Origin of the sequence: Enterobacter chengduensis, assembly GCF_001984825.2 — a bacterium.
In the GTDB taxonomy this organism is placed as follows: Bacteria; Pseudomonadota; Gammaproteobacteria; order Enterobacterales; family Enterobacteriaceae; genus Enterobacter; species Enterobacter chengduensis.
The window spans coordinates 4,503,290-4,524,062 of sequence record NZ_CP043318.1 but is presented as its reverse complement, the minus strand read 5'-3'; the positions used below and the strand labels follow the sequence as shown (position 1 = coordinate 4,524,062).

Sequence of the window (20,773 nt, the reverse complement as noted above, 5' to 3'; positions counted from 1 at the left end):
TGTGAAGGCCATCTCCTGGTTATGCATCATCCTGATTGCCTTCTGCTTCAGTGATAATTTGATAGAGCTCTTCATCACTTTGGGCCGAACGCAGTCGACGGCAAATGGTTTTATCGGCCAGACGCTTAGCGACCAACGACAGCGTATGCAGATGGGTTTTCGTCTGATCGGCAGGCACCAGCAGCGCGAAGAGGAGATCGACGGGCTGGTTATCAATGGCATCAAAAGCGATGGGTGTTTCAAGCTGCACAAACACGCCCACGGCACGAAGGGTATCCTCTTCCAGTTTGCCGTGCGGGATCGCGATGCCGTTGCCGATACCGGTACTGCCCATTTTTTCACGGGTCAGAATCGCTTCGAAAACCACCTGCGGCGGCAGGCCAAGCTGTTTTGCGGCCAGTTCACTGATAATCTCCAGCGCACGTTTTTTGCTCTGGCAGTGAACCGCACTGCGGGTACATTCCTGGTTAAGGACATTGCTCAGTTGAAGAGCGGAATCGTTGTTCATCATAATTTCACCTAAGCGCTAACTGTACAAATGGTCTGTTGTGTTTCACAACAGGCCGTCCTGCACCCGTTAACTGCCCGGACAATTAGTGTTGTTTCAGTTTATCTTTATGTTTATTGAGCTGTCGCGCAAGCTTATCAATCAAGCCGTCGATAGCAGCGTACATGTCTTGCCCTTCCGCACTGGCATGCAATTCACCCCCGTTAACGTGCAGGGTGGCATCCGAGATATGAGTCACTTTCTCCACTTTCAACACAATATAGACCTGATTAATCCTTTCGAAATACTGCTCGAGTTTTGCAAACTTCGCGTTCACGAAGTCGCGTAAAGCCTCAGTAATTTCGACGTTTTGTCCAGTGATGTTGAGCTGCATAGTGTCTTCCTTATCGGTTGTGTCAGACCAGCTGTTTACGCTGGTTGGACGGCGGAATGGATAAAGACTCTCGATACTTCGCAACAGTACGGCGCGCCACCATAATACCCTGATCGGACAGCATGGTGGTTAACTTACTGTCGCTTAGCGGCTTCGCGGGGTTCTCCGCGGCGATCAACTTCTTCACCAGCGCGCGAATGGCCGTTGACGACGCTTCGCCGCCGCCCTCGGTATTCACATGGCTGGAGAAGAAATACTTAAGCTCAAAAATACCGCGTGGACTGTGCAGATACTTCTGCGTGGTGACACGGGAAATGGTTGATTCATGCATCTCGACGGCCTGGGCGATATCCGCCAGCACCATCGGTTTCATATACTCTTCGCCCTGCTCAAAAAAAGCCTGCTGCTGTTCGACAATACAGCGGCTGACGCGCAGCAGCGTATCATTTCGACTCTCCAGACTTTTGATCAGCCATCGCGCTTCCTGAAGATTGCTGCGAATATATTGATTGTCGGAGTCGTTACGCACGCTGGTGCACATGGAGGCATACTGCTGATTGATTTGCAGGCGAGGAATGCTGTCTGAATTCAGTTCAACGACCCAGCGGCCATTGTGTTTCCTGACCAGCACATCCGGGATCACGTATTCCGGCTCGCTGGTCTGGATCGACTGCCCCGGGCGCGGATCGAGCGACTGGATCAGGTTCACCGCTTCTTTCAGCACCTCTTCCTTCAGGCGCGTGACGCGCATCAGGGAGCGGAAATCGTGGTTCGCCAGCAGATCCAGATGATCGCTGATGATTAGGCGCGCCTCGTCGAGCCATGGCGTCTCTTTGCTGAACTGAGAAAGCTGGATCAACAGGCAGTCGCGCAGATCTTTTGCGGCTACGCCGACCGGATCGAAACGCTGGATGCGCTTCAGAACGGCTTCAACTTCCTCAAGCTCAATATCATCGTCGCCCATGCTTTCCAGAATATCGTCGAGGGTGACGGTCAGATAGCCGGTGTCATCGACGGCATCGACAATGGAGGTGGCAATCGCGCGGTCGGTATCGGAAAAGGGGGTCAGTTCCACCTGCCACATCAGGTAATCCTGCAGCGACTGGGTGGTTTCTCCCTGATAAACCGGTAGCTCATCGTCCTGGTAGTCTGCACGCGTACCGGAAGGCGTTCCGGCGGTGTAGATTTCATCCCAGCTGGCATCCAGCGGAAGCTCGTCGGGCATCTCTTTTTGTTCGAGTGCGTCCGCGGTGTCGAGCGCTTCTGTATCCTGCGATTGCTGGGTGTCTACCTCGTCATGAAGATCGGTTTGTTCCAGCAGGGGGTTACTGTCCAGCGCCTGCTGGAGCTCCTGCTGAAGTTCTAACGTGGACAGTTGCAACAGGCGAATTGCCTGCTGTAGCTGCGGCGTCATCGCCAGTTGTTGGCTGAGCCTTAATTGCAAACCTTGCTTCATGTTCAGAGCATTTTTCTCCGGTTCGGCGTTACGTTACCTCTACCCTATCAGAGTCTGAAGTCTTCCCCAAGATAGACGCGCTTAACATGATCGTCTTCGAGGATCTGCTGCGGCGTACCGTGGGCGATCAAATTGCCCTGGCTCACAATATACGCGCGTTCACACACGGCCAGCGTTTCACGGACGTTATGGTCGGTGATCAGTACGCCAAGCCCGCTGTCGCGCAGGTGTTCAATGATACGTTTAATGTCGATAACCGAGATCGGGTCAACGCCCGCAAACGGTTCATCCAGCAGGATAAATTTCGGGTTGGCGGCCAGCGCGCGAGCAATCTCAACACGACGGCGTTCGCCCCCGGAGAGCGCCTGACCGAGGCTGTCGCGCAGGTGCTCAATGTGGAACTCTTCCATCAGCTCGTTGGCACGGTCCTGACGCTGTTCGCTGGTCAGATCGTTACGAATTTGCAGGACCGCCATCAGGTTATCGTAAACGCTAAGACGACGGAAAATGGAGGCTTCCTGCGGCAGATAGCCGATCCCGCGACGCGCGCGCGCGTGCAGCGGCAGCAGGCTGATGTCTTCATCGTCAATGATAATGTTGCCGGCATCGCGCGGCACAATCCCAACGACCATGTAGAAGGTGGTGGTTTTACCCGCACCGTTCGGGCCAAGCAGCCCTACAATTTCGCCGGAGTTGACGGTCAGACTGACATCTTCTACGACACGGCGGCCCTTGTAGGCCTTCGCGAGATTTTTTGCAGTTAATGTTGCCATAACGAATTAGTTACTCTTCTTCTGTGCCGGGGCCTGGCCTTTACCTTTGTCCTGCAGCTGCGACGGAACCAGTACGGTGGTGACGCGTTTGCCTTTCTCGCTCGAGGCCTGCATTTTTTGCTCTTTAACCAGATAGGTGATCTGGTCGCCGGTAATGTTGCTGTCCAGCTGTTCCAGATACGCATTTCCGGTCAGGATGACAAGGTCCTTCGCCAGCTCATAATGCATATGCGAAGCGTGGCCTTTCACCGGCTTGCCGTTGTCCTGCATCTGGTAGAAGGTGGCCGGGTTGCCGTAACCATCAATGATCTCTTTGCCCTGCTCGCCACCCGGACGGGTCACGACCACTTTGTCGGCGTTAATTTTGATGGTGCCCTGAGTCATGACGACGTTACCGGTGAAGGTGACGACGTTCCCCTGCATATCGAGGGACTGAGTGTCGGACTCGATATGGATCGGCTGGTCGGTATCGCCCGTTACAGCAAGCGCGGGGAGACTGGTCGCCAGCATCGCGCTGGCGATAATTACTTTAAGGCTGAGTTTGTTTGTTTTGAATTTCATAGGAGGTTCTAACCTTTTCAATCAGCTCGGCGTTTTTGCTGCGTAAGTTCCCGCGCATTCTCAAACCGCTGGAATTAAATGTTGTGCCATACAGTGTGACCAGATCCTGCGAGGTCACGTCCTGGGTAACCAGGTTGATCTGAGCATTATCCGTCGTAATTTTTCGAAGTTGTGAGTCCGCGGTCAGGGCGTTGACTTCAACGTGGCCATACAGATAAAGCATACGGTCATTTGTCAGTTTTGCCCGATCTGACTTAATTGACCACGTCGGCACTTTGTCTTTATCAAATGTGGTCATGACGGGCTGGGTAAACCATGAAACACCGTCATCTGAAAAATATTCAACATGCTGGGCAATCAGGCGATAGTTCAGCGCGCCTTCCGGGCTATAGACCACGGTGTCGCTGTGATCGCTTTTATAGGTTGGATCGTTATTGTTGATCGCTTCCGTTTGCGTTTCGTCGCGATCGGCAAGGTTCACGCCAATCAATACCAGTGCGACAAGCGCAAGCAAAATGATAATCCAACGTCTGGTTTTACTCATATCGATTGCCCTTTGGCCTCATCAAGCTTGCCCTGCGCCAGCAGAAGCAGATCGCAGACTTCACGGACGGCACCGCGGCCACCGTTGATGTGGGTAACGTAGTCCGCGCGCGGGATCAGCAGCGGATGCGCATCAGCAACGGCGATACTCAGCCCGACTTCAGCCATCACGGGCCAGTCAATCAGATCGTCCCCGATGTAGGCCACGTTTTCTGGTGCGATAGCCAGTTTACCCAGTAAATCCTTAAACGCCGCCATTTTATCGGATTGACCTTGATAAAGATGGGTAATGCCTAAGGTTTCACAGCGATCTTCTACCAGTTTAGCGTTTCGCCCGGTGATGATCGCCACCTCAATACCGGAGGTGAGCGCACAGCGGATACCGTAGCCGTCGCGAACGTTAAACGCTTTCAGCTCTTCACCATTGTTGCCCATGTAGATCAGACCATCGGAAAGTACCCCATCCACATCCAGAATGAGCAGACGAATGTTTTCCGCCTTTGCCATCATTTGGGTACTCACCGGGCCATAACAGGTTGCAAGGGATGCACCCGCATTACTCATTGTCTTATCCTTCTTTACACTACGCCTGCGCGCAGCAGATCATGCATATGTACCACACCCAGCAACTGGTCGCCATCGGCAACCATAACGGAGGTGATATGGCGGGACTGCATCAGGTTCAGCACATCCACGGCCAGCGTACCCGGACGCACGCGGATGCCGCCCGGCGTCATCACATCGGCAATGCCGAGCGTGCGGACATCGACACCCATGTCGAACACGCGACGCAGGTCGCCATCGGTGAAGATCCCCTGAATTTTCATTAGATCGTCGCACACCACCGTCATACCCAGATTCTTGCGGGTGATCTCCAGCAGCGCATCACGCAGGGAGGCCTCTTTACTGACGTGAGGAATCTCATCCCCGGTGTGCATGATATCGTTTACCCGAAGCAGTAGCTTGCGCCCCAGCGCACCGCCCGGGTGGGAAAGCGCGAAATCTTCCGGCGTAAAACCGCGGGCTTCGAGCAGTGCGACGGCAAGCGCATCCCCCACGACCAGCGCGGCGGTGGTGCTGGACGTCGGCGCCAGGCCGAGCGGACAGGCCTCCTTGGGCACTTTCACGCACAGGTGAATATCGGCCGCACGCGCCATGCTACTTTCTGGACGGCTGGTCATGCAAATAAGCGGTACCTGCAGTCGCTTCAGCACCGGGATCAGCGCCAGAATTTCATTGGACTCACCGGAGTTGGACAGCGCGATGACGATATCCTGTGGCGTGACCATACCCAGGTCGCCGTGCGCGGCTTCCCCCGGATGGACAAAGAAGGAGGAGGTTCCGGTGCTGGCAAACGTGGCCGCCATTTTGCGTCCAATGTGGCCGGACTTACCCATCCCCATCACCACGACTTTGCCGGCACAGTAGAACATCTTCTCACAAGCCAGACTAAAATCCTGATTAATGTACTGATCTAACTGCGCCAGACCTTCACGTTCAATCTCCAGAACCTCTTTGCCTGCCTTCTGAAAGTCAAAACCCGGCTGCAATTCTATTTGCGACATAATGCGTTTCCGTTTACCCAGAGAGAAGAGGCGAGAGCCAGTACAGCATCGCCATCCATACGATAAATCCACCCGTCAGCAGCGCGCCTGCGCCTTTGCCGATCTGTCGTTGCCGCCGCCAGCAGAGCAGGGCAAATATCACGCTGACCAATAACATCACGCCGTAGTCGCGTGAGAACGCCAGAGGATTAAAGGGCCCTGGCGTAATCAGGGCCGGCAGCCCCATCACAATGGCGATATTAAAAATGTTAGAACCGATGATATTACCAATGGCAATGTCATCCTCACCTTTACGCGCCCCCGCAATGGCCGTGGCCAGCTCCGGCAGGCTGGTACCGATGGCAATCACCGTCAGGCCAATGGTCAGTTCGCTGATGGCGAAATAGTTCGCCAGCACCGTCGCGTTATCCACGACCATGCGCGTTGCCATCGGCATGATGATCAGCGCAACGCCAAGCCAGAGCAGGGCAACAGGCAGCGTGCCTTCCCGCGGCAGTTCGGCGACCTGCTCGCGCGTGAGGCTATCCTGGCCCTGTTTCTCAGCCAGACGGGCGATTTTAACACTATACAGCAGCCAAATGACGGCCAGCGCCAGCAGGAAAATGCCGTCGCTGTAGCTCAGTACACCATCATAAAATACGCAGCCTGCCAGCAGGCTTACAATTAACATTAGCGGCAATTCACGGCGCAGAACATCAGAATGCACGCGAAATGGATGGAGCAGGGCGGCCAGGCCTAAAATCAAGAGTATATTGACGATGTTCGAGCCAATCGCGGTGCCTACCGCGAGGTCTAACTGACCATGCAGCGAAGCCGTGACCGAGACGATGATTTCCGGAAGTGACGTTCCCACGCTGACTACGGTCATCCCGATAACGACAGGCGGTACGCCCGTCAGGCGACACAGGATAGATGCAGCAAACACTAAACGGTCAGCACTGTAGACCACCAAAAGTAAACCAATTATTAACAGTGCTGTTGCTAAAAGCATCAAAAGTCCTTTCTTCAGGTATACTCGTCGGTCCATCGCGCGGGAATGGCTGGACTGCATACAGTCTGAGGCGTAACGAATTCCTAATTTTGACTTTATGCGCCGGAAAAGTAAAACAAATGCCAGCTTTCGCTAACCTCAACGGCTATTATTCTGTAAAAATGCGCAGTTGAGGGCTGATTCAGGCGGCATGCCTTAACGTGAGCTGGGTAATAAAGGATCCATAAATGAGCCAAACGATGGCGAATTTAGTCGATGTTCGCGGTGTGAGTTTTTCTCGCGCCAACAGATTGATATTTGATGATATTTCGTTGACCGTACCGCGTGGCAAGATCACTGCCATCATGGGGCCGTCCGGGATCGGTAAAACGACCCTGCTGCGCCTTATTGGTGGGCAGATCCCACCGGATAGCGGCGAAATCCTCTTTGATGGCGAAAACATCCCGGAGATGTCGCGCTCGCGCCTGTATACTGTCCGCAAACGCATGAGCATGCTCTTTCAGTCGGGGGCTTTATTCACCGACATGAACGTCTTCGATAACGTGGCCTATCCGCTGCGCGAGCATACCAGCCTGCCGCCTGAACTGCTGAAAAGTACGGTAATGATGAAGCTCGAAGCCGTCGGTTTGCGGGGCGCCGCGAAGCTGATGCCTTCGGAGCTGTCCGGCGGCATGGCGCGCCGCGCCGCGCTGGCACGCGCAATTGCATTGGAACCAGATTTAATCATGTTCGACGAACCGTTTGTTGGACAGGATCCCATCACGATGGGCGTGCTGGTGAAGCTCATCTCTGAGCTGAACAGCGCGCTGGGCGTTACCTGCATTGTCGTCTCTCACGATGTACCGGAAGTATTGAGCATTGCCGATTACGCCTATATTGTGGCGGACAAAAAGATCGTCGCACACGGCAGCGCCCAGGCGCTGCAGGAAAATTGCGATCCGCGCGTGCGGCAGTTCCTTGACGGTATTGCAGATGGCCCTGTGCCGTTCCGCTACCCGGCGGGCGACTATCGTGACGATTTACTGGGAATAGGGAGTTAAGCCACTCATGCTGCTAAATGCGTTGGCCGCTCTCGGACACCGTGGCATAAAAACCATCAGGACGTTCGGGCGCGCCGGATTGATGTTATTCAACGCGCTGGTCGGCAAGCCGGAATTCCGCAAGCACGCGCCGCTGCTGGTGCGGCAGCTTTATAATGTCGGCGTGCTGTCGATGCTCATCATCATTGTCTCCGGTCTGTTTATCGGCATGGTGCTTGGGCTGCAGGGCTATCTTGTTCTGACAACGTACAGTGCTGAAACCAGCCTCGGGATGCTGGTGGCGCTCTCGCTGCTGCGTGAACTGGGCCCGGTTGTGGCGGCGCTGCTGTTCGCCGGGCGCGCGGGGTCGGCATTAACGGCTGAAATTGGCCTGATGCGAGCGACCGAGCAGCTCTCCAGCATGGAGATGATGGCGGTCGATCCGCTGCGTCGCGTGATCTCGCCGCGTTTCTGGGCGGGAGTGATCTCTTTACCGTTACTGACTATTCTGTTTGTCGCCGTGGGTATCTGGGGCGGTTCGCTGGTTGGCGTGCACTGGAAAGGCATTGATGCCGGTTTCTTCTGGTCCGCGATGCAGGACGCCATCGACCTGCGAATGGATCTGATTAACTGCCTGATTAAAAGCGTTGTGTTTGCCATTACGGTCACCTGGATTGCATTGTTCAACGGTTACGATGCAATCCCAACGTCGGCGGGCATTAGCCGCGCAACTACACGTACAGTCGTACATTCGTCGCTGGCCGTACTGGGTCTGGATTTTGTGCTCACCGCACTGATGTTTGGGAATTGAGTTCATGCAAACGAGAAAAAATGAAATTTGGGTCGGTGTATTCCTGCTGCTGGCGCTGCTGGCCGCGCTGTTTATCTGCCTGCGAGCGGCGGATATCACCTCAGTGCGCACCGAACCAACGTATCGCATCTATGCCACCTTCGATAACATCGGCGGTCTGAAGGCGCGTTCACCGGTCCGCATCGGCGGCGTGGTGATCGGACGCGTAGCTGACATCACGCTTGACGAGAAAACCTATCTGCCGCGCGTCGCGATGGATATCGAAGAACGTTACAACCATATCCCGGACACCAGTTCCCTTTCTATCCGTACTTCCGGTCTGCTGGGTGAACAATATCTGGCCCTGAACGTCGGCTTTGAAGATCCCGAGCTGGGAACGACTATCCTTAAAGACGGTAGCGTTATCCAGGACACCAAGTCCGCCATGGTGCTGGAAGATATGATTGGTCAGTTCCTTTACAACAGTAAAGGGGATGATAAAAAGTCTGACAATGCCCCTGCGCAGAGTGAAGACCATACCAATGCGGCACCGACCCCAGGTGCGGCGAATTAATATCAGGAGAAGTAATTCATGTTTAAACGACTGTTAATGGTTGCCATGCTGGTCATCGCTCCTCTTACCGCGGCTCATGCTGCGGATCAGAGCAACCCGTACAAACTGATGGACGAAGCGGCGAAAAAGACTTTCGACCGTCTTAAAAACGAACAGCCTAAAATTCGTGCTAATCCTGATTATCTGCGTGACATCGTTGACCAGGAGCTGCTGCCGTATGTGCAGATTAAATACGCAGGTGCGCTGGTGCTGGGCCGTTATTACAAAGACGCAACCCCTGCGCAGCGCGAAGCCTACTTTGCCGCGTTTCGTGAATACCTGAAGCAGGCGTATGGTCAGGCGCTGGCGATGTACCACGGTCAGACCTATCAGATTGCGCCTGAGCAGCCGCTGGGCGATGCGACTATCATCCCTATCCGCGTGACGATCAACGATCCAAATGGTCGTCCGCCGGTGCGTCTGGATTTCCAGTGGCGTAAAAACAGCCAGACCGGTCACTGGCAGGCGTATGACATGATTGCCGAAGGGGTAAGCATGATCACCACCAAACAGAACGAATGGAGCGACCTGCTGCGCACCAAAGGCATCGATGGCCTGACCGCGCAGCTGCAGTCCATTGCTCGTCAGAAAATTAGTCTGGACGAGAAGAAGTAATGTCACAGCAACTGAGCTGGTCGCGTGAAGGCGAGACGTTAAAGCTGTCCGGTGAACTGGATCAGGATCTGCTGAACCCACTGTGGGACAAACGCCATGAAGCGATGCAGGGCGTGACGCTTATTGACTTAACCGACGTCTCGCGGGTGGATACGGCGGGTGTGGCGCTGCTGGCCCATCTGGTTGCGGTAGGGAAAAAGCAAGGGGCAAGCGTCACGCTTCACGGCGCGAGCGATAATGTCGTCACCCTTGCACAGCTCTACAATCTGCCTCAGGACGTCCTGCCTCGTTAATATTTTCAGTGCGTTACTTCCGAAAGCCCTGACAGTTTCATCGTCGGGGCTTTTTGCTTGTTTAAGACGACGCCACTTTGCTCTAAGATGTTGGGCTTGTTTTCTCTATCAGATGATTAAGAGCCCATGGAAAATCATGAAATCCAGACAGTGCTGATGAATGCACTCTCCCTTCAGGAAGCCCACGTCACTGGCGATGGCAGTCACTTCCAGGTTATTGCTGTGGGTGAGATGTTCGACGGTATGAGCCGTGTGAAGAAGCAGCAGGCTGTGTACGCGCCGCTGATGGAATATATTGCGGATAACCGCATCCACGCCCTGTCGATTAAAGCGTTCACCCCGCAAGAGTGGGCACGCGATCGCAAACTAAACGGTTTTTGAGCTGAGGGCGACAGGCCCGCAGCACGGTTGAATTTATAAGAGAGCACACAATGGACAAATTTCGTGTACAGGGGCCAACGCGTCTCCAGGGCGAAGTCACAATTTCTGGCGCGAAAAACGCCGCGCTGCCAATCCTCTTTGCTGCGCTGCTCGCGGAAGAGCCGGTAGAAATTCAGAACGTACCGAAGCTGAAAGATATCGACACCACCATGAAGCTGCTCACCCAGCTGGGCACGAAAGTTGAGCGCAACGGTTCCGTCTGGATCGACGCCAGCAAGGTGAACAACTTCTCTGCTCCTTACGATCTGGTGAAAACCATGCGTGCATCCATCTGGGCGCTTGGCCCGCTGGTGGCGCGTTTTGGTCAGGGTCAGGTCTCTCTGCCGGGCGGCTGCGCCATCGGTGCGCGTCCGGTTGACCTGCACATCTTTGGTCTGGAGAAACTGGGCGCAGAGATCAAGCTGGAAGAAGGTTACGTTAAGGCATCCGTGAACGGTCGTCTGAAAGGCGCGCACATCGTCATGGACAAAGTGAGCGTGGGCGCAACGGTCACCATTATGTCTGCGGCGACGCTGGCAGAGGGTACCACTATCATCGAAAACGCCGCGCGCGAGCCGGAAATTGTGGATACCGCCAACTTCCTCGTGGCGCTGGGCGCGAAAATTTCAGGTCAGGGCACCGACCGTATCACCATCGAAGGCGTTGAGCGCCTGGGCGGTGGCGTATACCGCGTACTGCCGGACCGTATCGAAACCGGGACCTTCCTGGTCGCCGCGGCGATCTCGGGCGGCAAGATTGTTTGTCGCAACGCGCAGCCAGATACTCTGGATGCGGTGCTGGCGAAGCTGCGTGATGCGGGCGCGGATATCGAAATCGGTGAAGACTGGATCAGCCTTGATATGCACGGCCAGCGTCCAAAGGCGGTCAATGTGCGTACGGCGCCACATCCTGCGTTCCCGACCGATATGCAGGCCCAGTTCACCTTGCTGAACCTGGTCGCCGAAGGTACGGGCTTCATCACTGAAACGATTTTCGAAAACCGCTTTATGCACGTACCGGAGCTGATCCGTATGGGGGCTCATGCTGAGATCGAAAGTAATACCGTGATTTGCCATGGCGTTGAGAAACTGTCAGGTGCTCAGGTGATGGCAACCGATCTGCGTGCATCTGCAAGCCTGGTGCTGGCGGGTTGTATCGCGGAAGGCACAACGATCGTGGATCGTATCTATCACATCGATCGCGGTTATGAGCGTATCGAAGATAAACTGCGCGCGCTGGGTGCCAATATTGAGCGTGTGAAGGGCGAGTAATCGTTCCGGCAGCCCCCTGCCAGACATGACCGGGGGGTTGCTGTTCCTGTCAAAAAAACGCGTTATTCCTGCGGTTCTTTTTTCACTTTTCTCTGGCGAATCATGCGCGATCTGTCGATAAATTCATGGGTAATGGGATCGTGATAGCGTGAAGGCCAAATCACCCACGGGTGCGTTTCCAGCGCCGTTGCGATAATTAATTCTCCCTTGGGCCAGGGGCGGGTGAGGGCGTTTGCCAGAGTTGAAGAACTCAGTCCATGGCGGCGGGACTCTGCTGCCAGTGAAGTGCCTCTTTTGCGCAGTGCGGCAATAATATCAGCCGTGTGCCAGTCGATAAATTTCGTATCCATAACGCTGTCCTTAAGTTCGGATTCAACTACGCCGTTTCTTCTGAAACGACGGGGTTTACTATACCCATTTCAAACTTTTGTTCTAAAAAGTTCGCGTTACTTGATGGGATATTCAGAATAAGACACGGCTTTATTCATGCGGTCTCTAAACCGATGAATTTACAGGAATGCGGAATTTACAGGAGTATACTCGCCTCTCCCCGTCATGGTCGCGGGGAGAGACAAGAGGGGATTAACGGTCGCGCTGAACAGCGATGTGGGCAAGGCCAATCAGTGCATCGCGCCACGGGCTGTCGGGAATAACCTGGAGAGCTTCGATGGCTTTATCGGCTTCTTCTTCCGCACGCTGGCGCGTCCATTCCAGCGATCCGCAGATAGCCATGGCTTCCAGCACGGGTTCCAGAAGATGGCGGCCATTTCCCTGCTCGATCGCCTCACGGATCATTTTCGCCTGGTCGGCCGTACCGTTGTGCATAGCATGGAGCAGCGGTAGGGTCGGTTTGCCTTCGTTCAGGTCGTCACCCACGTTTTTGCCGAGCGTCTCGCCGTCCGCACTGTAGTCCAGCAGATCATCAATCAGCTGGAAGGCCGTACCCAGATAGCGGCCATAGTCCTGCAGGCCTTTTTCCTGGGCTTCGGTACAGTCAGCCAGAATGCCGGAACACTGGGCAGCCGCTTCAAACAGGCGCGCGGTTTTGCTGTAGATGACGCGCATGTAGTTTTCTTCGGTAATGTCCGGATCGTTGACGTTCATCAGCTGCAGCACTTCGCCTTCAGCAATCACGTTTACGGCTTCAGACATCACTTCCAGCACTTTCAGGGAACCCAGGCTGGTCATCATCTGGAAGGCGCGGGTATAGATAAAATCCCCCACCAGGACGCTGGCAGCGTTACCGAAGGCGGCGTTTGCCGTGGCTTTACCACGACGCATATCCGATTCATCCACCACATCGTCATGCAGAAGCGTCGCCGTGTGAATAAATTCGATGAGCGCTGCGATAGTGATGTGGGCATTTCCCTGATAACCAACGGCTCTGGCAGCCAGAATAGCGATCATCGGACGAATGCGTTTACCGCCGCCGCTGACGATGTAATAGCCCAACTGATTGATCAGTTGAACGTCAGAGTTGAGTTGCTCCAGGATTGCTGCATTCACACCCGCCATATCTTGCGCGGTTAACTCGTTGATTTTTTCTAAATTCATCGCAAAAGCCGGGCTTTTTATCCTGTTGATCCCATCTTCAATGGGGTAACGAAGGGTTTCGGTTTATCAATAGTAGTGCTGATTGTACTGAAAAAACGGCTCAGATAAACGTTACCGTACGTGTTGTGTTTTTTTTCTTCATGTATTGACGGTAGCACTTGTCAAAGGCTCGCGTTTTGCGTAATATTCGCGCCCTATTGTGAATATTTATAGCGCACTCTGATTCATACGAGGACGTGCGCGGAAGCGGAGTTTATATGTACGCGGTTTTCCAAAGTGGTGGTAAACAACACCGAGTAAGCGAAGGTCAGACCGTTCGCCTGGAAAAGCTGGACATCGCAACTGGCGAATCTGTTGAGTTCGCAGAAGTTCTGATGATCGCAAACGGTGAAGAAGTCAAAATCGGCGTTCCTTTCGTTGATGGCGGCGTTATCAAAGCTGAAGTTGTTGCACACGGTCGTGGCGAGAAAGTTAAAATCGTTAAGTTTCGTCGTCGTAAGCACTACCGTAAGCAGCAGGGCCACCGTCAGTGGTTCACTGATGTGAAAATTACTGGCATCAGCGCCTAAGACCTGAGGAGAGATTTAAATGGCACATAAAAAGGCTGGCGGCTCCACACGTAACGGTCGCGATTCAGAAGCTAAACGCCTGGGCGTTAAGCGTTTCGGTGGCGAATCCGTTCTGGCGGGTAGCATCATCGTTCGTCAACGTGGTACCAAATTCCACGCTGGCAACAACGTAGGTTGCGGTCGTGACCACACTCTGTTTGCTAAAGCAGACGGTAAAGTGAAATTTGAAGTTAAAGGCCCGAACAACCGTAAATACATCAGCATCGTTGCTGAGTAAGGTTTTCTCGGTCCGGTAACGGATTAAAGCCCCGCAACCTGTTGCGGGGCTTTTTACATTGGAAACCCGGTAATTTTTTCTGTAGGGAAAACGGGCATGAAGCAGCAGGCCGGCATAGGAATTCTTTTGGCGCTCACCACCGCAATGTGCTGGGGTGCGCTGCCAATTGCAATGAAGCAGGTACTGGAAGTGATGGAGCCGCCTACGGTGGTCTTTTATCGCTTTCTGATGGCAAGCATCGGCCTCGGGGCCATTCTGGCCGTCAAAGGTAAGCTTCCTCCCCTGCGGCTCTTCCGTAAACCGCGCTGGCTGGTGTTGCTGGCTATTGCGACGGGCGGTCTGTTCGGTAACTTCATCCTGTTCAGCTCTTCCCTACAGTATCTCAGCCCCACGGCGTCGCAGGTGATAGGTCAGCTTTCACCGGTGGGGATGATGGTTGCCAGCGTCTTTATCCTCAAGGAGAAGATGCGCGGTACCCAGATTATCGGGGCGAGCATGCTGTTGTGCGGTCTGGTGATGTTCTTCAACACCAGTCTGATAGAGATTTTTACCCGCCTGACGGATTACACATGGGGTGTAATTTTTGGTGTGGGGGCAGCAACGGTCTGGGTGAGCTATGGCGTCGCACAAAAGGTGTTATTGCGCCGACTTGCCTCACAGCAGATCCTCTTTTTGCTGTACACTTTGTGTACAATAGCATTGCTGCCGTTAGCGAAGCCGGGTGTCATTACCCAACTTAGCGACTGGCAACTGGCGTGCCTCATTTTTTGTGGTCTCAACACGCTGGTTGGCTATGGCGCGCTGGCCGAAGCGATGGCGCGCTGGCAGGCAGCACAGGTGAGCGCGTTAATCACGCTCACCCCGCTGTTTACGCTGTTATTTTCAGATTTGTTATCAATGGCCTGGCCCGATGTCTTCGTCAGACCGATGCTCAACCTGTTGGGTTATCTCGGTGCGTTTGTCGTGGTTGCGGGCGCGATGTATTCCGCCATTGGTCATCGTCTTTGGGGACGTTGGCGCAAAAATGAAGCGGTTGTAGTAGTCCCCCGCTCAGGCGAATGAGTTACGGAGAGTAAAATGAAGTTTGTTGATGAAGCGACGATCCTGGTCGTGGCTGGTGATGGCGGCAATGGTTGCGTGAGCTTCCGCCGTGAAAAGTATATCCCTCGTGGCGGCCCTGACGGCGGCGACGGCGGGGATGGTGGTGACGTGTGGCTGGAGGCGGATGAGAACCTCAACACGCTGATCGACTACCGTTTCGAAAAATCTTTCCGCGCTGAACGTGGCCAGAACGGCCAGAGCCGTGACTGTACCGGCAAACGCGGTAAAGACGTCACCATTAAAGTTCCGGTCGGTACGCGCGTGATTGACCAGGGAACCGGTGAAACCATGGGTGACATGACCAAACACGGTCAGCGCCTGATGGTGGCTAAAGGCGGCTGGCACGGTCTGGGTAACAGTCGTTTCAAATCTTCCGTTAACCGTACCCCGCGTCAGAAAACGATGGGTACGCCGGGCGATAAGCGCGACCTGCAGCTGGAGCTGATGCTTCTGGCTGACGTGGGCATGCTGGGTATGCCAAACGCCGGTAAATCGACGTTCATTCGCGCCGTTTCTGCGGCGAAACCAAAAGTGGCGGACTATCCGTTTACCACGCTGGTACCAAGCCTGGGCGTTGTCCGTATGGATAACGAGAAGAGCTTTGTGGTCGCGGATATTCCGGGCCTGATTGAAGGCGCTGCGGAAGGCGCGGGTCTGGGTATTCGCTTCCTGAAACACCTTGAGCGTTGCCGCGTGCTGCTGCACCTTATCGATATCGATCCTATCGACGGTTCCGATCCGGTTGAAAACGCCCGCATCATCATCGGTGAGCTGGAAAAATACAGCGAGAAACTGGCAAATAAACCACGCTGGCTGGTCTTCAACAAGATCGACATGATGGACAAAGCTGAAGCGGAAGCTAAAGCGAAAGCGATTGCTGACGCAATGGGTTGGGAAGATAAGTACTACCTGATCTCTGCGGCAAGCCAGGTTGGCGTGAAAGACCTCTGCTGGGATGTGATGACCTTCATCATCGAGAACCCAATCGTTCAGGCGGAAGAAGCTAAACAGCCTGAAAAAGTCGAATTCATGTGGGATGACTACCACCGCCAGCAGCTCGAAGAGCTTGAAGCGGAAGAGGATGATGAAGACTGGGACGATGACTGGGATGAAGACGACGAAGAAGGCGTCGAGTTCATCTACAAGCACTAATCGCTGTCCAGAGCCCCCATTATGGGGGCTTTTTTATTCCAGCGTTGCGGGCAGCCAGCAGCTGGCGATTAAACCGCCTTCAGCACCATTCTCCAGCTTCAGCCTGCCGTGGTGAAGCTGCACGATGCGCTGCACGATGCTCAGGCCCAGACCGCTGCCTCCGTAGCGCTGATCAAGACGGCGGAACGGCTCGGTAATCGACTGCTGGTGCGCTTCATCAATCCCCGGCCCCTGATCGATAACGCCGATCTGCGTCCCGCCGTCGACCTCGGTTAATGTCACCGTAATCGTTGTCCCTGTCGGGCTGTAGCGCCCGGCATTCTCCAGCAGGTTGCGCAGCATCAGGCGCAGGAGCACGGCGTCTCCCTGAACCGTGAGCGCGCTTTTAGCGGGCCAAATCACCGTATGCTCTTTGGCTTCATGCCCCAGGCCGAGAGGTTCAATGATATTTTCCGTCCAGCTCACGGTTTCGTAGTGGCCGCTGGCCATTGCCTGCCCCGCACGGGCCAGCATCAGCAGCTGTTCAACGGTATGCATGAGCTGATCGATACGACTTATCAGCGTTTCGGCCTGTGGCGCGCCAGACTGCGCCATCAGCTCCAGATGAAGCCGGATACCGGCAAGAGGCGTTCGGAGCTCGTGTGCGGCGTCTGCGGTGAAGAGACGCTCCTGTTGAATGGTATTGTCCAGCCGGGCGAGTAGCTGGTTCAGGGAGGTCGTCACCGCGCCGATTTCTTCCATGTCGGAATACATAGGTAGCGGGGTTAAGTTATCGGCCGAACGGTTAGCGAGGCTGTCGCGGAGCTTATTCAGCGGCCGGGTTATCCAGGTGACCGCCCAAAAAGAGAAGAGCAGGGTGAAGCTGACCATGACCAGGGAAGGGACCAGCAGCGAGGCAATCGCCTCGCGGATCTCTTTTTCGACATGGTTATTGCGCGCTTTCGCCGACAGCGTTTCATTCACCAGAAAGCCAATCTGCTCACGGCTTTCGTGCCACAGCCAGATGACGCTTATCAGCTGGAAAAACAGGAGGATCACCGCCAGCAGCACCATCAAACGCCGACGCATGCTGTTCATTTCTGGCTCTCCAGACGGTAGCCGACGCCGCGGACGGTTTTGATCCTGTCCTTGCCGAGCTTACGCCGCAGGTTGTGGATGTGGACCTCAAGGGTATTTGATCCGGGATCGTCCTGCCAGGAGTAGATATCCTGCTGGAGCGTCTCTCTGTGCACCGTTTGCCCGCTGCGCATGATAAGACGCGTAAGCAAGGCGAACTCTTTTGGCGTCACCTCTACGGCCTGATTCTGTCGCAATACCTGCTGGGTCTGCAAATTCAGCGTAATATCGCCGTCGGTCAGTAAGTTGTCACTATGCCCCTGATAGCGGCGAATCAACGCCCGTACCCGAGCCTGCAGCTCCGCGAGCGCAAAGGGCTTCACCAGGTAATCATCTGCGCCGGCGTCGAGGCCGGTGATACGATCTTCAATGGCATCGCGTGCCGTCAGGATCAATACCGGGTTGGCGATACCGCGGCGTCGCCACTGGCTGAGCAGCGTGGCCCCGTCTTTATCCGGCAAGCCCAAATCGAGGATCACCAGACTGTATTCGCCGCTCTGGATCAGGGCATCCGCCTCTGCTGCGGTGCCGGCACAGTCGAGGGCGTACCCTTCATTCGCCAGCCCTAGCGCCAGCCCTTCCTGCAATAACAGATCGTCTTCAACTATAAGTAGTTTCATCGCTAGTTATTCTGGTAGATGTCCTTATAAAGCCTGCTTTCGAAGCGAACAAGCGGAATACGGCGGTTGCGCTGGTCGGTCGGTTCGACGGCATAGCCGGAAAGATACTGCACGAATGCCATGCGCTGTCCGCTGGCGGTAGTGATGAAGCCTGCAAGGTTGTAAACCCCCTGCAGCGAGCCTGTTTTCGCGGAGACTTTGCCGTCCACGCCGGCGGCGTGAAGCCCCGCGCGATACTGCAGTGAACCGTCATGCCCGGCCAGCGGCAGCATTGAAATAAAGTTTAGCTCAGTGTCATGCTGTGCAATGTACTGAAGCACCTGCATCATCGTGGCCGGAGAGATCAAATTATGGCGCGACAGGCCGGAGCCATCGACGGCGATGGTATTCCCCAGATCGATCCCGGCCTGCTGGCGCAGGATCTGACGAACCGCGTCTGAGCCCGCGCGCCAGGTTCCAGGCACGCCGAAACGGGCGTGACCAATCATGCGGAACACCGTATCGGCAATCATGTTGTCCGACTTTTTCAGCATGATTCGCAGTAAATCGTGCAGCGGCGCAGACTGTTTGCTGGCGACGACCGTACCGGGCTGGTTGGCCTGCGTCTGGCGAAGCAGCGTGCCGGTGTAAGTGATGCCCGCTTGTTTCAGTTCATCCTTCAGAATGGCGCCCGCATAGCTTGCGCCATCCTGTATTGCAAAGGCCAACGGCAGCGGATCGGTGCGCTGCGTCAGGCAGCCGGTAAGCGTGAAGCGGTTAAGATCGCCGGGCACGACGTCCAGCTCACAGTACTGCGCATCCGGGGATCCTTTCGCCAGCGTGCGGACCTGGCTAAACATCGTGACCGGATAGTAGGACGCGATGCGGATGAACGCTAAATCATCAGGCTTTGGCGCGCTGTAAAGCGAAACCGAGAAGCAGTTTCGGTCAACAATCGCGGCGGCGGGCGGAGCGCTAAAGCACTGGGTCATGTCGTTCCACGGCCAGCCGGGTGCTTTATCGTGGCTGGCAAAAATGGAGGTATCGATCAGCACGTTACCATCGATTTTCTGCACGCCAGATTTTTTCAGCACCGCAACCATATTGCGGATATCCTGGCGCTTAAAGGTCGGATCGCCGCCAAAACGGGCGATAAGATCGCCTTTTAGTTCGCCAGCCTCGACGTTACCTTTAGTCTCGAGTGTGGTCGTAAAGCGGAAGTCGGGCCCGAGCTGGAGCAGGGCGGCGAGGGCAGTGATCACCTTTTGGGTACTGGCAGGCAGCGCCATCTGTTGACTGTGATAGTCAATCTCCGGAGCCTGTGCGCCAACCTTCTGCACCATCAGGGCGAGGTTCGCGCCTGCGGGGAGCTGATTAATGTACTCATCAACGTTCGCGGCCTGGGCGGTGAACGTTATACTGGTAGTCAATCCGATGATAAATCTGGAAAATCGCATAATCTCGCGCTAACAACCCGAAAACAAACCGTCATACTACGGTGCATGGCACTGCAAAGTAAACGATGACCCATAGTGAACTTCGCGGTAAAATGCATATCAAATTGAAAAATTGCTGCTGACCTGGGGCGCTGCTCCCGGGTCGGTTTTCTTTTTGCTTCTTGCCCGCTTAGGGGGGCAGGAGCAGGGAACACTGCTCCCAACAGGAATGTTTAAGAGGTATAACAAATGCAAGCTATTCCGATGACCTTACGTGGTGCCGAAAAACTGCGCGAAGAGCTGGATTTCCTGAAATCCGTGCGTCGTCCTGAAATCATCGCCGCTATCGCGGATGCGCGCGAGCATGGCGACCTGAAAGAGAACGCTGAATATCACGCTGCGCGTGAACAGCAGGGCTTTTGTGAAGGGCGTATTAAAGATATCGAAGCCAAACTCTCCAATGCACAGGTTATCGATATCACCAAAATGCCTAACAACGGGCGTGTGATCTTTGGTTCTACCGTTACCGTGCTGAACCTGGATAATGACGAAGAGCAGACCTATCGCATCGTGGGTGATGATGAAGCAGACTTCAAACAGAACCTGATTTCAGTGAACTCGCCGATTGCTCGTGGCCTGATTGGCAAAGAGCAGGACGATGTCGTCACCATCCGCACCCCTGGCGGCGAAGTGGAATACGAAATTATTAAGGTTGAATACCTGTAATTCGCTTCTCTACTAAGATGTTGATACATTGTAAAGAAAAGAAAAAGGCCGCATAGCGGCCTTTTATCAACTCAAGGAGCATGGCATTTTGCTCGCCTGCTGACAGAAATCCCTCGTTTCACACAGAAAATGTGTTCGATTCAGGATATCCTTAGCGTGGCAGCGAGATTTTACGCTCTGTAGATGGGCGGTAGAGCACCAGCGTTTTACCGATGACCTGTACATTACAGGCGCCGGTTTCGCGCACGATGGCTTCCACGATCAGGTTTTTAGTGTCTCTGTCTTCAGAGGCGATTTTCACCTTGATCAGCTCGTGGTGTTCCAGCGCTTGTTCAATCTCGGCAAGCACCCCTTCGGTCAAACCATTGTTGCCAAGCATCACTACAGGCTTGAGCGGATGTGCCAGACCTTTAAGGTGCTGTTTTTGTTTAGTACTCAGATTCATCGTATAT

At 54.6% G+C, this 20,773-nt stretch carries 27 protein-coding genes; 12 read left to right on the top strand and 15 right to left on the bottom strand.

All coding sequences use genetic code 11. From position 1 onward, the window contains the following. Positions 1 to 19 precede the first annotated feature (19 nt). From ptsN to FY206_RS21860, 9 genes are all read right to left on the bottom strand, one after another. Complete coding sequence (gene ptsN, locus FY206_RS21900; protein WP_008501443.1) at positions 20 to 511, bottom strand: PTS IIA-like nitrogen regulatory protein PtsN; 492 nt, start codon at positions 509 to 511, stop codon at positions 20 to 22. A gap of 82 nt (positions 512 to 593) precedes the next feature. Continuing rightward, positions 594 to 881 (bottom strand): ribosome hibernation promoting factor, encoded by a 288-nt coding sequence (hpf, locus tag FY206_RS21895; RefSeq protein WP_008501444.1) that lies wholly within the window; start codon positions 879 to 881, stop codon positions 594 to 596. A 22-nt stretch (positions 882 to 903) separates the two neighbouring features. Continuing rightward, the gene (gene rpoN / locus FY206_RS21890) at positions 904 to 2,337 is read right to left on the bottom strand and encodes an RNA polymerase factor sigma-54 (RefSeq protein ID WP_032642383.1); all 1,434 of its coding nucleotides are present in this window, start codon (positions 2,335 to 2,337) and stop codon (positions 904 to 906) included. A gap of 47 nt (positions 2,338 to 2,384) precedes the next feature. Beyond that, positions 2,385 to 3,110 carry an LPS export ABC transporter ATP-binding protein gene (gene lptB / locus FY206_RS21885; protein WP_023309359.1) on the bottom strand — a complete coding sequence of 242 codons (726 nt, stop codon included), beginning with the start codon at positions 3,108 to 3,110 and terminating at the stop codon, positions 2,385 to 2,387. Positions 3,111 to 3,116: 6 nt separating this feature from the next. Then, the gene (gene lptA, locus FY206_RS21880; RefSeq protein ID WP_023309358.1) at positions 3,117 to 3,671 is read right to left on the bottom strand and encodes a lipopolysaccharide ABC transporter substrate-binding protein LptA; all 555 of its coding nucleotides are present in this window, start codon (positions 3,669 to 3,671) and stop codon (positions 3,117 to 3,119) included. Next, complete coding sequence (gene lptC / locus FY206_RS21875) at positions 3,640 to 4,215, bottom strand: LPS export ABC transporter periplasmic protein LptC (protein ID WP_032642380.1); 576 nt, start codon at positions 4,213 to 4,215, stop codon at positions 3,640 to 3,642. Before lptC ends, lptA begins: the two co-directional genes overlap by 32 nt. After that, the gene (gene kdsC / locus FY206_RS21870; protein WP_032642378.1) at positions 4,212 to 4,778 is read right to left on the bottom strand and encodes a 3-deoxy-manno-octulosonate-8-phosphatase KdsC; all 567 of its coding nucleotides are present in this window, start codon (positions 4,776 to 4,778) and stop codon (positions 4,212 to 4,214) included. The genes lptC and kdsC overlap by 4 nt, the downstream gene beginning before the upstream one ends. 14 nt (positions 4,779 to 4,792) lie before the next feature. Then, positions 4,793 to 5,779, bottom strand: a complete 987-nt coding sequence (gene kdsD / locus FY206_RS21865) for an arabinose-5-phosphate isomerase KdsD (RefSeq protein ID WP_032642376.1) — start codon at positions 5,777 to 5,779, stop codon at positions 4,793 to 4,795. Between the two features lie 13 nt (positions 5,780 to 5,792). Then, positions 5,793 to 6,770: a calcium/sodium antiporter gene (locus FY206_RS21860; RefSeq protein WP_032642374.1), complete on the bottom strand. Its 978-nt coding sequence runs from the start codon at positions 6,768 to 6,770 to the stop codon at positions 5,793 to 5,795. Between the two features lie 227 nt (positions 6,771 to 6,997). On the opposite strand from FY206_RS21860, the gene mlaF reads away from it, so the two are divergent. The 7 genes from mlaF (at position 6,998) to murA (ending at position 11,791) form a co-directional block, all read left to right on the top strand. Then, positions 6,998 to 7,810 carry a phospholipid ABC transporter ATP-binding protein MlaF gene (mlaF, locus tag FY206_RS21855; protein WP_024906354.1) on the top strand — a complete coding sequence of 271 codons (813 nt, stop codon included), beginning with the start codon at positions 6,998 to 7,000 and terminating at the stop codon, positions 7,808 to 7,810. Between the two features lie 7 nt (positions 7,811 to 7,817). Continuing rightward, entirely contained in the window at positions 7,818 to 8,600 is a 783-nt protein-coding gene (gene mlaE, locus FY206_RS21850; protein ID WP_008501454.1) for a lipid asymmetry maintenance ABC transporter permease subunit MlaE, read from the top strand. A 4-nt stretch (positions 8,601 to 8,604) separates the two neighbouring features. Further along, complete coding sequence (mlaD, locus tag FY206_RS21845) at positions 8,605 to 9,153, top strand: outer membrane lipid asymmetry maintenance protein MlaD (RefSeq protein ID WP_032642372.1); 549 nt, start codon at positions 8,605 to 8,607, stop codon at positions 9,151 to 9,153. Between the two features lie 18 nt (positions 9,154 to 9,171). Next, positions 9,172 to 9,807, top strand: a complete 636-nt coding sequence (gene mlaC / locus FY206_RS21840; protein WP_032642369.1) for a phospholipid-binding protein MlaC — start codon at positions 9,172 to 9,174, stop codon at positions 9,805 to 9,807. Then, positions 9,807 to 10,100 carry a lipid asymmetry maintenance protein MlaB gene (mlaB, locus tag FY206_RS21835; RefSeq protein ID WP_032642367.1) on the top strand — a complete coding sequence of 98 codons (294 nt, stop codon included), beginning with the start codon at positions 9,807 to 9,809 and terminating at the stop codon, positions 10,098 to 10,100. Before mlaC ends, mlaB begins: the two co-directional genes overlap by 1 nt. Positions 10,101 to 10,226: 126 nt before the next feature. Beyond that, positions 10,227 to 10,481 carry a BolA family iron metabolism protein IbaG gene (gene ibaG, locus FY206_RS21830; RefSeq protein WP_008501458.1) on the top strand — a complete coding sequence of 85 codons (255 nt, stop codon included), beginning with the start codon at positions 10,227 to 10,229 and terminating at the stop codon, positions 10,479 to 10,481. A 50-nt stretch (positions 10,482 to 10,531) separates the two neighbouring features. After that, positions 10,532 to 11,791: a UDP-N-acetylglucosamine 1-carboxyvinyltransferase gene (gene murA, locus FY206_RS21825; RefSeq protein ID WP_023309349.1), complete on the top strand. Its 1,260-nt coding sequence runs from the start codon at positions 10,532 to 10,534 to the stop codon at positions 11,789 to 11,791. Between the two features lie 62 nt (positions 11,792 to 11,853). Here the strand turns inward: murA and sfsB are convergent, their stop codons facing one another. Next, the gene (gene sfsB, locus FY206_RS21820; RefSeq protein ID WP_077064348.1) at positions 11,854 to 12,141 is read right to left on the bottom strand and encodes a DNA-binding transcriptional regulator SfsB; all 288 of its coding nucleotides are present in this window, start codon (positions 12,139 to 12,141) and stop codon (positions 11,854 to 11,856) included. Between the two features lie 232 nt (positions 12,142 to 12,373). Then, complete coding sequence (gene ispB / locus FY206_RS21815) at positions 12,374 to 13,345, bottom strand: octaprenyl diphosphate synthase (RefSeq protein ID WP_032642362.1); 972 nt, start codon at positions 13,343 to 13,345, stop codon at positions 12,374 to 12,376. 257 nt (positions 13,346 to 13,602) lie between these two features. On the opposite strand from ispB, the gene rplU reads away from it, so the two are divergent. From rplU to cgtA, 4 genes are all read left to right on the top strand, one after another. Continuing rightward, a complete protein-coding gene (rplU, locus tag FY206_RS21810; RefSeq protein WP_003025032.1) occupies positions 13,603 to 13,914 on the top strand; it encodes a 50S ribosomal protein L21 in 312 nt (103 codons plus the stop codon). Positions 13,915 to 13,933: 19 nt separating this feature from the next. After that, complete coding sequence (gene rpmA / locus FY206_RS21805) at positions 13,934 to 14,191, top strand: 50S ribosomal protein L27 (protein ID WP_004385076.1); 258 nt, start codon at positions 13,934 to 13,936, stop codon at positions 14,189 to 14,191. 96 nt (positions 14,192 to 14,287) lie between these two features. Then, positions 14,288 to 15,253, top strand: coding sequence for a DMT family transporter (locus FY206_RS21800; protein WP_014833443.1), 966 nt, complete (start codon positions 14,288 to 14,290; stop codon positions 15,251 to 15,253). A 15-nt stretch (positions 15,254 to 15,268) separates the two neighbouring features. Then, positions 15,269 to 16,444: an Obg family GTPase CgtA gene (gene cgtA, locus FY206_RS21795; RefSeq protein WP_032642360.1), complete on the top strand. Its 1,176-nt coding sequence runs from the start codon at positions 15,269 to 15,271 to the stop codon at positions 16,442 to 16,444. 33 nt (positions 16,445 to 16,477) lie between these two features. Here the strand turns inward: cgtA and pmrB are convergent, their stop codons facing one another. Genes pmrB through dacB form a run of 3 tightly spaced genes read right to left on the bottom strand, consistent with a single transcriptional unit; the run spans position 16,478 to position 19,616 of the window. Further along, on the bottom strand, positions 16,478 to 17,521 hold the full coding sequence (gene pmrB / locus FY206_RS21790; protein ID WP_032642358.1) for a two-component system sensor histidine kinase PmrB: 1,044 nt from the start codon (positions 17,519 to 17,521) through the stop codon (positions 16,478 to 16,480). Then, entirely contained in the window at positions 17,518 to 18,180 is a 663-nt protein-coding gene (gene pmrA / locus FY206_RS21785; RefSeq protein ID WP_032642356.1) for a two-component system response regulator PmrA, read from the bottom strand. Before pmrA ends, pmrB begins: the two co-directional genes overlap by 4 nt. A 2-nt stretch (positions 18,181 to 18,182) precedes the next feature. Next, positions 18,183 to 19,616: a serine-type D-Ala-D-Ala carboxypeptidase gene (gene dacB, locus FY206_RS21780; protein WP_032642354.1), complete on the bottom strand. Its 1,434-nt coding sequence runs from the start codon at positions 19,614 to 19,616 to the stop codon at positions 18,183 to 18,185. Between the two features lie 228 nt (positions 19,617 to 19,844). Here dacB and greA point away from each other — a divergent pair, with 228 nt between their 5' ends. Next, positions 19,845 to 20,321 carry a transcription elongation factor GreA gene (greA, locus tag FY206_RS21775; protein WP_014171793.1) on the top strand — a complete coding sequence of 159 codons (477 nt, stop codon included), beginning with the start codon at positions 19,845 to 19,847 and terminating at the stop codon, positions 20,319 to 20,321. A 151-nt stretch (positions 20,322 to 20,472) separates the two neighbouring features. On the opposite strand, the gene yhbY is transcribed toward greA, so the two are convergent. Further along, positions 20,473 to 20,766, bottom strand: a complete 294-nt coding sequence (gene yhbY, locus FY206_RS21770) for a ribosome assembly RNA-binding protein YhbY (RefSeq protein WP_032642727.1) — start codon at positions 20,764 to 20,766, stop codon at positions 20,473 to 20,475. Positions 20,767 to 20,773: the final 7 nt, after the last annotated feature.